This window comes from Paenibacillus allorhizosphaerae (assembly GCF_042659105.1).
Lineage (GTDB): Bacteria > Bacillota > Bacilli > Paenibacillales > NBRC-103111 > Paenibacillus_G > Paenibacillus_G allorhizosphaerae.
In genome coordinates this window covers 41,883-55,883 of the sequence record NZ_JBHSRV010000024.1, presented here as the reverse complement: position 1 = coordinate 55,883, position 14,001 = coordinate 41,883, and the positions used below count along the sequence as shown (strand labels likewise).

Here is a 14,001-nt window from a genome sequence, read left to right as displayed (position 1 = left end):
TGTGGGCCTTCGCGGGGGCATGGGGTCTACTGGTGCTGACCTCCCGCCGCAGGTCGCGGAGGTTCCTACCCTCCATGGCGGCGGCCTGGATCTCGTCGGGAATGCTGTTTTCCTATAATCTCTTTTCTGCCATTCACCCCGATTCGCAGTACTCCCCGGAGTACCCGCTTGCACGAGTCTTGACCACAGAGGCCGGCATTGTCTTGGGAGTGCTGATGGGGATGATCATCCTGCTAGTGCTGCATGACCGCCGGCGAGCCCTGCGCGGCGAGTCCTGAGAATCCGCTATGATCGCCGTGTTTACCCCTCGGATGTTCTGCAACAGCATATAAATGCCTGCTGGCGGGCTTGTACAAGCGGTTCCCTCATTGCGCTAACGGAGAACGATACTTATAAAACAAAGACGCGGCTGCCGAAACGAATCGACAGCCGCGTTGTGCTAACTGGCAGGTTACCGTAGTGCAAAGTCTTATTTATCACCTTTACATACGAACGTGCGTGCGCTATCCTAAAAGGATAATTATACCATTGGGGGGGGGGGAGGGATGGAGTATTTGAACCGATTAAATATCGATTTTCAGGAGAATAAGAGCGCATTTCTTGGTCTTGAACAAGCTGAGTTCCACTTCGGAGCAGCAGTAGCTATGATATGAGCTTGCCTCGAGATCGGCACCGCTCGTGAAGGCGTGAGCCGCAAGCTGCAACGTTTTCAGCGGCAGAAGTGGGTGGAGACAGGACAGTTGAAAGTTTTGCCAACGGATGAGCGACCAAGCGACCCATCCAAACATCCTGAACTTGATGGCATTTGGCTATAAAAGAAATATTAATTAAGAAAGGCAACCCCCGTCCGGATTGAAGTGCACCCCTTAGAATGCAGTTGGAAAAACCCCCTGGGTAATCCGATGAATTCTAAGGGGTGCATTTTTTATGTCAATCAAAGGGAAAAAGATCAGCTTATATTCTGAAGAAACTAAAACAGAGGCCATTCGGTTGCACGTTGAGGACAAGTGGACGTAATCGCCAAATAAAGGAACTAGTATCAAATGGATCCCCTGTACTTCATAACATGTGGGGTAACATCCACCCGATCAACTTATTTAGATCAAGTGGATGTCGAAGGAGAATACTCCCGGTGCATTCTCATTTTGTGTTCAAGGTTGCGAAAAATAGGCAATTCGAAGGCAGTGTAACAACATGATGATCTATTTGATAAATTTCTACGTTAAATCTTGTATTGGTGGCATTATAATTGATTAAGGATTTCTCCAGTTTGTGCAACTAACTCTATCCTTTAGCAATTATTACTTTTTTTTATCAATTTCATTTTTTGAAGGACGCTCTTAATTCTAATTCGATTATATCTTTGTAGAAAAATTGGATATATATTTGTTATAACATTCAATACAGTAAAAAATAAAAGAAATAATACATCTAAAGTTCCTTCCAAAAAAATAATTATCCTGAACTGATAAAATAAGATTAGTATTGCTATAATGGCGTGACTTCTTTCACTTTTTTTAGATTTATTCTCAAATTCGATTATTCCTTCTATTGACAGTTCTTTTAAAAAATATCCATTAAATGGGAATTCGTTTTTTCTACTCCTTGCTATTCTAAGTAGTAACCTTTTAAACCATTTTATTCCTAAAATTTCATATATTTTACCTTCCCGTTCACAGTGTTTCATACTGTAATATTTATCATTAAATATTCTGTTTAATAATTTCTATATTCTTTTTACCTCCTAAGCCATAGATATCAACTCTTCTGCACCGTTTAATAAGAACTATACATTGATTTTTGAAAGTCGCAAACTGTCATATGTATCAGTTCATTTCAAATACAAAAGATGTTAATAGAAATTGTGTTCCTAATTCCGTCACTAATCACTTAGATGGAGTTAAATATGGAAAATAATCGAATAAAAACCCTTCCGACCTTTCAGTTGCCTTATTCATGATTTAAATTGCTTCGTCTTCAGAAATATGATTCTCTCTTTTAATAAATTTTAACTCTCCTCTAATAGTAATTATATAATTTCTTGTCGTAACTCAATGTGGGCTGCGCTATTCGGGTTGCTTTTTTTCTACATCACTGTTTCCACTTTGTCACATCTTCGGCCTCCTTCCTGTCTTGTTTAATGACAACGCATGAAGGAGGTTTCTTCGAATGGATGCAAAGTATGATGTGGCTGTTGTTGGTGGAGGTATTGCCGGACTGACCGCAGCTCTTTATTTAGCAAGAGGAGGAAAACGCGTCGTCGTTTTGGAAAGTCAGAATCAGGTGGGGGGAAGGGCGATCACAAACAAGAAGGACCGAGTACGATTCAATTTGGGTTCGCATGCACTCTATGCCGGGGATGCGTACGACATTTTCCGGGAATTGAACTTAAATCTGGATATTTTTCGAAAAGTCGACGAGTTCACCCCGTACGGAATCTGGAAAGAGCAGGTGTACCCTTTTCCGGCTGCGGTCAGTTCACTTCTTAAGACTCCCTTGTTATCGGCGGCGGACAAATACAGGTTCGGAGCCATCCTCTTGAAGATCCTCAAGCTTGACACGGCCACGATTCCACACATGAGTCTGCGAGACTGGATGGAGGAGCAAGTAGGAAGCCCGATGGTACGTCATCTTCTGTACGTACTGGCCCGAGGAGGAACATACGTACAAGCTCCGGATTTACAAGTGGCGGGACCCTTGTTCAGACAGATGCAACGTTCCATCACTGGGGTGTATTATTTGAAGAGAGGCTGGGGATCCCTGATCGAGGAATTGTGTTCGGAAGCACGTCGGCTCGGCGTGGTGGTGATTACAGGTAGGAAAGTCAAATCCGTTGAGCATGATGACGGGCGGGTGCAACGAGTTCGATGCGAGAATACCGAAACGATTGAGGTTCCCTACGTGATCCTGACGACATCGCCGCAGATAGCGAGCAGGCTGGTTTCATCTGCCGAACTTACTTCGCTGCGGACGTGGGAGCAGCAGGCCATTCCGATCACGGCCGCTTGTTTGGATATTGGGCTCCGTCGACTTCCCGCACCGCAGCATCAATTCGTCTACGGCATCGATCAACCGGTCCTTATGGTCAACTCATCACGAATCAAAGGGCTAGAACTCAGCGAGAACGATGACGTTCAAGTGTTTCAAATGATCAAGTTCCAAGTGCAGGGGAGCAATGCGCAAGAAGACCGCAGACAACTTGAGCAAGCAATGGATCTCGTTCATCCCGGTTGGAGACGGGAAGTGGTGGCGGAGCAGTATTTGCCCAAGATGACGGTCGTTCATGACTTTCCACATATGAAGCGGGTCGAGAATCCAGGTCCTGCCGTCCCTCAGATCAAGGGCTTGTGCGTGGCTGGAGATTGGGTGTCACACGGTGAATATTTGGCAGGTGGGGCGGCAGCAAGCGCGAAGCGAGCTTCACTCCATATACTCGCGCACTAAACGGACGATTTCAGAAAGGAGGTCTGTATGGACACGGAACAACTATATCAAACTTATCGGATGTTATTGTTCTCACTGGCGTATCGAATGCTCGGAAGCGTCATGGATGCGGAAGACATCGTACAGGATGCCTTCCTGGCGATGAACCAATTGCCTTCGGACGCAAATATCCGGAACGAAAAGGCATACTTGTGCAAAATCGTAACGAACCGTTGCCTGAACCTGTTGCAATCGTCCGCGAAACAACGGGAAGTTTACGTGGGGACTTGGTTGCCGGAGCCACTCGTGCATCTTGAAGACGTAAGCTCGGACCCTTCTGAAATTTATCAACAAAGGGAAACGATCTCAACAGCCTATTTGATGCTTCTGCAACAGCTAAGCGCGATCGAACGGGCAGTGTTTCTCCTGCGGGAAATATTTCAATATCCGTACGACCAGATTGCAGGCATGGTGGGGAAAAGCAGCTTCAACTGCAGGCAAATTTTTCATCGGGCCAAGAAAGGTATCCGCCATGAACCGCCGGACATAGCAACGAGCACCGTTACGGAGACGCAAGTGCGGCAATTCATCCAAAGCGTGATTGCGGGGGATGCGAACCGCCTGTTGCAGTTGCTGTCTCCTGACGCCATCCATTATACAGATGGAGGTGGCAAGGCGCCGGCCGCGCAGCAGCCCGTCGTCGGAGCGACGCGAGTCATTCCGTTTTATATGCAATGGATGGATTGGTTCGGGCGTCCTGACAGCCACTATTCCTATATAATCACTACGGTGAACGGAAGCCCGGGAATCGTAATGAGGATCGGCGGACGCATTGCTTACGTTTACTCGTTCGAGGCTTCGGATAGTAGGATTCATTCCATCTATGCAGTTGCAAATCCTGACAAACTCAAGTATCTGGAGGAGGTAGTAAGATGAGAATCATCGAATTGGAACTGAGAACCGCCCGGTTAGCTGAAATGAAGGTGTTCTACACAGAAAGACTTGGATTTGCATTAGCAGATATAACGGAACATTCAATCACGATCGTTGCCTGGGGAACGCGATTGACTTTCGTTCACGAGGAGAAGGGAAGGATACTGCCGTCCTACCATTTGGCAATGAATATCCCCGAGAACCAAATTCGCGAAGCGAAAAGCTGGCTTCTGGCCAAAGGCTGTCGGGTACTTTCCGCTGCGCCCCTTCCGTACGCGGGAATCCAGGCAATCGAAGATATCGCTTATTTCGAAGGAACGGATGCGCATGCCTTCTATTTCGAAGATCCTTCGGGGAATCTGGTGGAATTCATCGCTCGGCATCGAATGGACAATGCCTCAACAGAGCCTTTTGATCACGAATCCATTCTGAATGTCAGCGAGATCGGTTTTCCGCTTCGCGGCAGCGTATCGGAGGTAATTCAGCGCCTAGATTCTCGATTTGAGGTCACGCCTTATATCGGGGACGGAAAGACGTTTCAGATGCTCGGTGACGAGCACGGAATGTTCATCCTGGGGGATAAAGCAATCGGATGGTATCCTTCGATGAAGATTCCGGAAGTTCACCCTATTCAAATGACGATTCTCGATCCTAAAGAAGGGGAGTTTCAATTGGATCCGTACCCCTACACCATTCGTGCGGTTTCCGAAAGGCTAGTCTAAGGGAGGAATTAAACGATGGAAGTACAAAAAATGACCGCAACCCGCTCTTTGGTGCCGTCAGCCGCTCAATACGCGCGGCTAGGTTTTAGCATATTGAACGCACTTTTTTCGATCTGCATCGCGTTACAGGTGTTCTTGGCTGGATTCGCGCTGTTCGTAGTTTCGTCTCAATGGGGGATGCACGGTAATTTCGCCATGTACTTCGCGCCTATCCCCGTATTGTTGTTTATATTGTCTTTTCCGGCCAGACTGCCCAAGGGCATTAAAATTAAGAGTTTGGTGCTGATCGGCCTAATCCTTTTGATCTTCGCGACGGCTGTCTTCTCGGAAGAAATCGGATTTGCGGCAGCGGCACATCCCGTCATCTCGCTAGGCTTGTTCTTGAACGCGATGTTGATTATGAGGGAGATGACGAAAGGATAGATGAGCGGAGACAGCATCTGTAATTAAATAAACATGATAAGCAAATTTATAGGCGACCCTGAAGGGTAGCCTATAAATTTGCCATAAACAATAAAGTTGAAAAACATTAAGTCACGTATATATTCCAGATTTCCTATCGTCTTCATTAATAGAGTGAAACCATTTTTTACATGAAAAGTAATCAGTGGTATTCTGAAAGCAGAAAGACTTTAATAAAGGTAGTTCCGCGAACGGGACGATTGTTGAGTAAAAATTAGATATCAAAACTTTAGGAGGATGAAAAATGAAGATCAAACGAATTGTTGCAAATATAGAGACGCAGGACATTTCCAAAGCTTCGTATTTTTACGGGGAAGTACTTGGACTTGATCAACTAATGGATATGGGATTTATTGCAACATACGGTTCGCATGAGAAAATGAGCACTCAGGTTAGTTTCCTATTAGAGGGAGGCTCTGGACACCTGTGCCTGATCTGTCAATTGAGGTTGATGATCTTGATGACGCGTTAACTCGTATAAAAGAAGCAGGAATTCCAATAGAGTATGGACCAACTGAGGAGCCATGGGGAGTTCGGCGTTTTTTTGTTAGAGATCCATTCGGGAAACTTATCAATATTCTTATCCATCTCTAATTAAATTGAGCTAATCTGCAAATGGGTGCGATTGAGTGGTAACTGAAGTTACGTCGATCAAACTTATTCAGACTTATAATTTAAAGAACTTATTTAAATAGTCAAAACATTTTTTAACCCCATGATAGCGATGGGTCTTTTTCTGTCGGGAATGCGATAAAGTTCTTATCAACCGAGGGCGGAAGATGTCAGAGGACATGAACATATATGCTTTAGCAATCGCGTAAGTCGCTGTTTTTTTGTACTAAGGATATAAGTTCTTGTCTAAAGTGAATGATAAGAACTTATAACCCTAGCCGAAATGGGGCAAACTAATAAAACATCTATTTAAGTTACGCTATTTAAGCTCGCAGCAGCAGCTGGTCACAACGATCGGCTGCTTTTTCATTCAAGTTAAAGAAGAATCATGTAACCTATTTTTTTAAATTCCAAAATATCGTTATATAATGTGTAACAATATATATAACCGACAATGTCGTTGTCCGGCGACACAAACATGAGTGCTTTTAGATCCCCGTCAATCGGGGATTTATTATTTCAAGCACCTATGTTTGTGTCGCGAAGCCACGACACAAACATAGGTGCATAATCGTTTTGCGACACAAACATATGCGCATAATCGCGGTGATAGTAAAGGTTGAATTTGTAATGTATTGTTCACATGGCCATTAAGCTAAAGGGCAGTTATGTGTGATTGATATGCAATGAAATATTGTTTGACATATAACCCCCCGGGGGGATAATTGGCAAGATGAGTGATAAGATTGGCTACTAATCATCACCAACATCAGCACGAAAGCACACAATCTGTTATCAATCGCCTATCCAGAGCGATTGGACATTTAGAATCGGTAAAAAAAATGGTGGAAGAACTGTAGTGAGGTCTTGATCCAAATTGCTGTTGTCAAGTCAGCCGTGAATAATATCGGGAAAATCATTTTGCAGGATCATATCAAGCATTGTGTGGCCGATGCGGTTACAACGGGTGATGAAAAGGTGTTAAAGGATTTGTCTCTTGCTATTGATAAATTTATGAAATAGTGGAGGTAGGAACCTTGAAAAATGCTGCCATTCTAGGGGCTGTGTTAGCCGCTGCCCTTTATGCAATCAGTGCGCCTTTATTTAAGAGTATCGATCATTTCAAACAAGAACTGGATAAATACATCGATTACTACAACAACAAACGTGCAAAGACAAAATTAAAAGGCATGAGTCCAGTCAAATTCCGTACTCATGCCCTACAAGCTGCTTGATCAAATAGCCTTGTCTAACAATTGGGGTGCAGTTCAGCCGCGGCAACTGCTCCCTGTTCCCGTTGAAGAAACTGGCAGAATCGTTTAATTTACCATCCTCCGTTAAACTAAAGTTGTATTCGGTCGGGCCCGGACTGTGCACATTAGCAATCCGTGAGAAACCTGGTCAGCTGTTGGATGATAAAATGTAGACATAAAGGAAGCTGCATATGGGACGTGTATGTGACACTGGACGGTTGCTGTGACCACACGCAGATGATTGCCGATGAGGAGCTCCACCAGTATACGTTGGAACCGATGGACCAGTCCGATGGTCTGCTTTTGGACGTGAAATCTACCAGCTGATGGAGCGTGCCTGGCCAGCCATAGCCAGCAGCGGCGTCGGGCCTCAATTCGTGTTCGACTTCGCACGCAAGATCGATCCGAATCCCAAGTACGTTGTCTCGTGGACGCTGGATCACGTGTCGTGGCAGAACTCTTTCTTGTTGAAGGGGCCAGTTTCCGATGACGGTCACGAAAAGTGAGCTTCATTGGCTTTTGGGCGGGCTTTCGGTAGACCGGCAGCAGGCGCACCAGCAAGTCACGGCCGACACCATGATCTAATGTAAACGTTCGACATTTTGCCATACCCAGCAGCAGGAATGGTTTTTTAGCGAAATGATCAAGTATGGAAAATCGTGCGGATACCCTACCTATAATTGAAGAGCTGGAACAAAAAAATGCCAAATAATGATAAAGTCTTTTAGACATTAAACTTTGGAGGCTTTGCCTCTTACTGGCCCGAACACGCAGACATTTGGCCAGGTATCAATGATATGACAAAGTACGTCATGTCCAATACCATGGAAAAGTCAGCTTGGAAAAACTCAGTTTTCCTCAAAAGCTTGGCAGATATTGAAAAGCTCAAAATAACAGATGGCTCAGACTTGCAAGTTCAGGGCAACGGTGAGCTCATTCAGATGTTACTTAAGAATGATCTTGTGGACGAACTCTGGCTCTTAATTCATCCATTGACTCTTGGCGAAGGGAAAAAGTTGTTTGACAGTGGCTCGATTCCGGCAGCCTTTACATTAACAGAGAGTTTGAATACACCGACCGGAGTGATTATTGCCACTTACAAGCGAGCTGGAGAAGTCAAGACAGGTACTATTGGAGCTTAAGGCGGCTAAAAATTGGAGGGCGTTATTGAAATGGCTAAACTGATCTACCCTATTAACGTATCTTTGGACGGTTACATGGAGGACGATCGCGGCAATATCGAGTGGACGATCTCCGATGACGAGGTGTTTGCGTTCTGGACTGACTTCCAGCGGCCGATTGGCACCTACCTATACGGGCGTCGAATGTACGAGTCGATGGTGTACTGGGAGACGGCGAGCGCCAAAAAAGGCGATCAACCGGAGGTAATGCGGGAATTCGCGCAGATCTGGCGAGCTGCTGAGAAGATCGTGTATTCCCGGACGCTTCAGGCGGTTTCAAGCGCTAGGACTAGGATCGAGCGCGAATTCGATCCTGATGCGATCCGGCGGCTGAAGGAGTCTTCAGAAGCCGACATTACGATTGGCGGCCCCGAGCTTGCTGGGCAGGCGATGAGCGCGGGACTGATCGACGAGTGTCATCTGCTTGTTAATCCGATCGTCTTGGGTGGAGGTAAGCGAGCATTGCCGGACAACCTCCGCATGCGGCTCGAGCTGCTCGGTGAGCACCGCTTCCGAAGCGGCGTTGTTCATCTTCACTACCGCGTGATCGTCTGACCGCGACGCTAGAGCGAAATTCAGGAGAAACGCTTTCGAGCTTACTAAAATCAAGTGAAATTACTAAAGTCGGAAGTTATGAGCACCTTCCATTTTTAAACTAACGAGGAACGATAGCGAGGAGCTGCCACAAGGACAGCTCCTCTTTGAGTTCATTGAAGTATCGGGCAGTTTAATACGGTATTTATGACAATTATGATAAATTTAGATTTATCATGAATGATCCGGTTCACCGTAATGTATCTAAGCACAAATGGCCTGACGCTGACCTCACCAACACCATAAACGAAAAATGTACTTGGTCTTTGGATCACGGTTCCTTACTGGAACTGCAAGATTACAGACCGACACTTTTTGCCGAGTCACAAACCGGCTGCTCCCATGGGTGCCGCCTGTTGTTAGCTGAGGTTTGCCATAATTGGTTAATCATTGATAAAAGGACGCCGAATCACTTTAATAATTCGTGTACCTTTGCTAATCAGTTTCTGTGCCTGAGCAACGTTGATTCTTACGAGTACCGCTTTATCGGTAGAATTTTCAACATCGAATACCGAAAATATCTGACCATTCGCGAATAGTACGCCTTTCAGCTCAACTTTCTTTCCTCGAGTCGCTCTCGGAATCGTATTTTGAATTTTGCAGCGCATTACTCCCGAACGTATGAGACGGCGTGCTTGTTCAGCAGTCGCTCTAATAGCGAATAACGGGTCGATTTCAACGCCTGGTACTTTTGCTTCAATTTCTGCTATTAGAAAAAATTGATTTCCTATTCGAGCAATACAATTCGAGCCAATGAAAACCGGATTTGCCACAGTTCATCACCCCCTCGTCTTATGGTATGGGGAACAAAAACATTTTGAAATGGATAATCACATAGGAATGCGTGATTTGAATTTTTGGGTTACTGGGGGAGTACAAACAAAGCCGGATCAATGCGCTAACGGCGAACATTTGTTGAAAACCTTCGCTCCGCGAATCGAGCAGGATAGATTAAATAATTCCAGCAAATTGAGATGAAAGATAGATAGACGCGGGGCTAGCGATCAAACAATGAAAGAAGTGAAATCTATCTAAAAACAGGAGGACTTCAAATGAGCTTTGATTTAATGGTTTTCGAGCCTCCAAGGCGCCGAGGGAAAGGAACTTGTTAAGGTTTGCATGATACGGTTCCTTAATCACGCAACTTTACAGTTACTTATGCTTGACAAGCAACCACAGAGTTGCTTATACTCGATATATGAATTGGGACAAAGACGCTATATTCAAAGCACTTAGTGACTCGACTCGTCGGCTTATATTAGACGAACTATCCGAACGCAACGAGCAGACGTTGTATGAACTTACGGTGCGTCTCATTACGAAGCACGACCTTTCCATTACGCGACAGGCGATAGCTAAACATCTTTCTGCACTGGAAGATGCAGGGCTCGTAAAATCAGAAAAAAAGGGAAAATATCGAGTGGTTATATTCAATAATGAACCACTTAGAAATTTGCTGAAAGGATGGATAGAGTAATTTTAATTAAAAACTTTTGACGAATGTATGTTTTTTTTCTATCGGAGCCAGATTGTTAGCAGAACACAGCAAATATCAATGGAGGGAAAAACATTATGAAAATCATTGTTACCAGTATATTCGTTCAAGATCAAGACAAGGCATTGGAGTTTTATACAGAAACGCTGGGCTTTGTAAAAAAGCATGACGTTCCCGTCGGAGAATTTAGGTGGATAACGCTTGTTTCTCCCGATGAGCAAGACGGTACCGAGCTTTTACTCGAACCGAATGACCATCCTGCAGCCAGAGAGTATCAAAAAAAGATATGTGCCGATGGCATCCCGGCAACAATGTTTGGCGTTGTAGATATTAATAAAGAGTACAAACGATTATTGGAAAACGGCGTGAATTTTACTATGGAGCCGACAAAAATGGGCGAACTCACAATAGCTGTCTTCGACGATACATGCGGCAACCTTATTCAGATTGTGCAGAAGTAACTTTATGACGAAATCTCGGTACTTAAAAGAAAAAAGGAGTAGTAGTAACCGATATTTCAGATGATGGCCATGGTAGTTTGAATTTTGGGATCCCGAGGGCAACAATCTACACACAATGGCGATATAAGTTAGTTAAAGTAACGGAAGACGATACTTATAAAAACAAAGACACGGCTGCCGAAACGAATCGGCAGCCGCGTTGTGCTAACTGGCAGGATTATTCAGTGGAAGACAAATTAGAACGGGTATTCCCCGATCGGCCTAATCCATATTTACCTACTATAAGTTCGAATCTCTTCTAATCCATCTCATAAGGATTTTAACTTCACATAGGCGAGATGCGCACCGACGATCCTTAGGTCTGTGAGTCAATGCCCACTCCAAGCAGATTCACACGACCACACAATGCGTTTTTTTATTAAGTATATTCTTAATTAAGGGGATTTTTAATTGGTTGCCAGCGACACACTCAGCCTCATCTTCGCTGCGCTCGCCGATCCGACGCGCCGAAACATCCTTTCAAGGCTGTCACAGGGGGCCGCTACAGTCGGGGAGGTCGCTGAGCACTTCGAGATAAGCGCACCCGCAATCTCCCAACACCTCAAAGTGCTGGAGCGAGCAGGTCTGATCGAACGCACAGCAAAAGCCCAGTGGCGGACCCTGACGATGCGCACCGAGCCTCTCGATGAGGCATCGGCCTGGGTCGAGAAGCACCGCCGCGAGTGGAACCAGCACTTCGACACACTGGAATTGCACCTCAAGTCCATGACCAAAAAGGAGGAACAATGAACATGACCACATCTGCACCTGAGTTCACCATCACCCGTACCCTGAATGCCCGCCGCGAGCTCGTATGGCGCGCCTGGACCGAGAAGAAGGAATTCGCCGCCTGGCTACCTTCGACACCCGTGGAGTCAATCTCCTTCGACGTCCGCGAAGGCGGACGCTACCGCTATACAATGGTCAATAAGGAGACCGGCCAGGAGTATCACACCGGAGGTGTGTTCCTTGACGTCATTCCTTTCGAACGGCTCGTCTTCACCTGGGGTTACCCCGATGCTCCCATCGAGGACTCCCCTGTCGTGACACTAACCCTCACCGCTCAGGGCGATCGCACCGAGATGATCTTCCACCTACGCGGATTCGCTGGTCACCCCGGCGATCAGTACGTGTACGACGGCTGGTCTGGTACGCTCGACAATCTGTCGACGCACCTTCGTGACCAGAAGTAGTACACGACAGCAAGAGCCTTCACGGCCTCCCGCAAGTTATGATTCTGCTAACGGAATGAAAGAGCACAGCGGTGGAACAGAACCATCGCTTTTTTCGTTCAACCTTGCCATTGAACAAACGGAAAACGATAGTGTGGAGCTGCTGCAAAGGGTAGCTCCACTTTTATACTCATTGAAGTAACGGGCAGAATAGTTGAAAACTGCTAACGAAAAAAAGTGGTTTGAAGACTAGGAGAACAGTAAAATTGAAATTGAAGGATGGTATGGGAATTAGAACCAACCGAGGATGATGAAGACGATCATTTTGTCTATACATTACGTCCTAAGATGTGATCGTCGCTCAAAGAAATGAAGTTAAATTCGTTTTTAAGGAATGTCAAGTTAGGATGTTAGACGGCAGGAGGGATGTTCTTATGGCGGAAACCATTGCTGAACGGATCCAATGGGCAGTAGAAATGCTAGAGGTAGCTCCATACGACCGCATGCTTGAAATTGGTTGCGGACATGGATCGGCGGTTTCCTTGATCGGCAGAAAGTTAATCGAAGGAATGATAACCGCTATTGATCAATCAGATAAAATGATACATATAGCAAGGAAAAAAAATGCTGAATATGAAATAGTGGGGAAGGCAAAATTTCTTGCCGCCAAATTCCACGAAGCCGAGTTGGGTCAAAGTCAGTTTAATAAGATATTTGCAGTGAACGTCAATTTGTTCTGGATGAAAGCTGACCGTGAGTTGGAAATCATCAGAAGACGAATGTTGCCAGAAGGCACAGTCTATATGTTTAATCAGCCACCAGCTGCAGATAAGCTCCAGTTTATTGCCGAACGGACAAGTCAAAATCTGATGAACGCCGGTTTCGGTATTAAACAAATCATAGTAGGGAACCAGGAGCCGGTGCCGGTTGTATGTGTAATTGCGGATTAATAAGTTTAGGAGTCATCGTTATCAGCATCCAGCTAACAGGGTACTAGAGCTGAACAACGAGGTTGCGCGGAAATAACGGCAGCCTCAATACGCTAAATGGCAGATTAGCTGAAGAAGGTACCGTTCCAAAAAGAGGAAAAAATGTGCTTTTGGAGAAAAGAATAAGGAATCAAACTTCCATAGGAGGTCGTAGGATGGTTGTAAGAATCGTTGAAAGGGAACATTTCCGAATCATTGGACTGAAGCTAGAAACTCTGTTGAATGAGACTAGGGAACAGATGTTAATTCCGAAGCTGCAGCAATCTTTTAATGAAAAACTAGAAGAGGTGAACGGAGCTATAGATCTTCCAACTACCTATGGACTTTTCATCGACCCACCGAATTATAAGCCCGATACTGATCATTTTACTTGGATAGCTGGTGTAAAAGTTAGTCCAGATGCAGAGCCCCCAAAAGGTATGATTTCATATGAACTTCCACGTACGACCTATGCCGTTTTAGAATATAGAGGCGACATTGACAGAGCTGGTAACGCGTATGGAGAGCTATATAAATGGATAAGCAATTCGGAGTATGAACTAGCGGGAACCTATGGGTTCGAGTTGTATTCTATGGTTCATTCACCGTTAGAACGAGGAAATGCTGATTTTTTGTTGCACTTCCCTATAAAGAATAAGGACACATGAAAGCATGATTGTTAGCCT

14 protein-coding genes and 4 pseudogenes are annotated in these 14,001 nt (G+C 45.2%); 16 read left to right on the top strand and 2 right to left on the bottom strand.

The features are described 5' to 3' along the window. Positions 1 to 278: pseudogene (locus ACFQI7_RS35080) on the top strand (hypothetical protein); the annotation flags it as partial. 1,013 nt (positions 279 to 1,291) lie between these two features. Here ACFQI7_RS35080 and ACFQI7_RS35075 read toward each other — a convergent pair. Further along, complete coding sequence (locus ACFQI7_RS35075) at positions 1,292 to 1,711, bottom strand: glycosyl-4,4'-diaponeurosporenoate acyltransferase CrtO family protein (protein WP_377518414.1); 420 nt, start codon at positions 1,709 to 1,711, stop codon at positions 1,292 to 1,294. Positions 1,712 to 2,169: 458 nt separating this feature from the next. On the opposite strand from ACFQI7_RS35075, the gene ACFQI7_RS35070 reads away from it, so the two are divergent. The 9 genes and pseudogenes from ACFQI7_RS35070 to ACFQI7_RS35030 all read left to right on the top strand — a co-directional run bounded on the left by ACFQI7_RS35070 (position 2,170) and on the right by ACFQI7_RS35030 (position 9,141). Beyond that, complete coding sequence (locus tag ACFQI7_RS35070) at positions 2,170 to 3,444, top strand: phytoene desaturase family protein (RefSeq protein ID WP_218102985.1); 1,275 nt, start codon at positions 2,170 to 2,172, stop codon at positions 3,442 to 3,444. 27 nt (positions 3,445 to 3,471) lie between these two features. After that, positions 3,472 to 4,359, top strand: coding sequence for an RNA polymerase sigma-70 factor (locus ACFQI7_RS35065; RefSeq protein WP_218102984.1), 888 nt, complete (start codon positions 3,472 to 3,474; stop codon positions 4,357 to 4,359). Continuing rightward, the gene (locus ACFQI7_RS35060; protein WP_218102983.1) at positions 4,356 to 5,078 is read left to right on the top strand and encodes a VOC family protein; all 723 of its coding nucleotides are present in this window, start codon (positions 4,356 to 4,358) and stop codon (positions 5,076 to 5,078) included. Before ACFQI7_RS35065 ends, ACFQI7_RS35060 begins: the two co-directional genes overlap by 4 nt. 15 nt (positions 5,079 to 5,093) lie before the next feature. After that, entirely contained in the window at positions 5,094 to 5,501 is a 408-nt protein-coding gene (locus ACFQI7_RS35055; RefSeq protein ID WP_218102982.1) for a DUF6220 domain-containing protein, read from the top strand. Positions 5,502 to 5,784: 283 nt separating this feature from the next. Next, positions 5,785 to 6,134: pseudogene (locus ACFQI7_RS35050) on the top strand (VOC family protein). Positions 6,135 to 6,889: 755 nt separating this feature from the next. Continuing rightward, positions 6,890 to 7,175, top strand: a pseudogene (locus ACFQI7_RS35045) (metal-sensing transcriptional repressor). A gap of 80 nt (positions 7,176 to 7,255) precedes the next feature. Next, positions 7,256 to 7,387, top strand: a pseudogene (locus ACFQI7_RS35040) (IS3 family transposase); the annotation flags it as partial. Positions 7,388 to 8,202: 815 nt separating this feature from the next. Then, entirely contained in the window at positions 8,203 to 8,547 is a 345-nt protein-coding gene (locus ACFQI7_RS35035; RefSeq protein ID WP_218102981.1) for a dihydrofolate reductase family protein, read from the top strand. A 30-nt stretch (positions 8,548 to 8,577) separates the two neighbouring features. Next, complete coding sequence (locus ACFQI7_RS35030) at positions 8,578 to 9,141, top strand: dihydrofolate reductase family protein (RefSeq protein WP_218102980.1); 564 nt, start codon at positions 8,578 to 8,580, stop codon at positions 9,139 to 9,141. 422 nt (positions 9,142 to 9,563) lie between these two features. Here the strand turns inward: ACFQI7_RS35030 and ACFQI7_RS35025 are convergent, their stop codons facing one another. Continuing rightward, on the bottom strand, positions 9,564 to 9,953 hold the full coding sequence (locus tag ACFQI7_RS35025) for a hypothetical protein (protein ID WP_218102979.1): 390 nt from the start codon (positions 9,951 to 9,953) through the stop codon (positions 9,564 to 9,566). 425 nt (positions 9,954 to 10,378) lie between these two features. Between ACFQI7_RS35025 and ACFQI7_RS35020 the strand changes: the two genes are divergently transcribed. From ACFQI7_RS35020 to ACFQI7_RS34995, 6 genes are all read left to right on the top strand, one after another. Beyond that, positions 10,379 to 10,657, top strand: a complete 279-nt coding sequence (locus ACFQI7_RS35020; protein ID WP_218102978.1) for an ArsR/SmtB family transcription factor — start codon at positions 10,379 to 10,381, stop codon at positions 10,655 to 10,657. Between the two features lie 95 nt (positions 10,658 to 10,752). Continuing rightward, entirely contained in the window at positions 10,753 to 11,136 is a 384-nt protein-coding gene (locus tag ACFQI7_RS35015; RefSeq protein WP_218102977.1) for a VOC family protein, read from the top strand. A gap of 450 nt (positions 11,137 to 11,586) precedes the next feature. After that, entirely contained in the window at positions 11,587 to 11,925 is a 339-nt protein-coding gene (locus tag ACFQI7_RS35010) for an ArsR/SmtB family transcription factor (RefSeq protein ID WP_218102976.1), read from the top strand. A 2-nt stretch (positions 11,926 to 11,927) separates the two neighbouring features. After that, positions 11,928 to 12,368 carry an SRPBCC family protein gene (locus tag ACFQI7_RS35005; RefSeq protein ID WP_218102975.1) on the top strand — a complete coding sequence of 147 codons (441 nt, stop codon included), beginning with the start codon at positions 11,928 to 11,930 and terminating at the stop codon, positions 12,366 to 12,368. 413 nt (positions 12,369 to 12,781) lie between these two features. Then, entirely contained in the window at positions 12,782 to 13,297 is a 516-nt protein-coding gene (locus ACFQI7_RS35000; protein WP_218102974.1) for a class I SAM-dependent methyltransferase, read from the top strand. A 194-nt stretch (positions 13,298 to 13,491) separates the two neighbouring features. After that, entirely contained in the window at positions 13,492 to 13,983 is a 492-nt protein-coding gene (locus ACFQI7_RS34995; RefSeq protein ID WP_218102973.1) for a GyrI-like domain-containing protein, read from the top strand. Positions 13,984 to 14,001 lie beyond the last annotated feature (18 nt).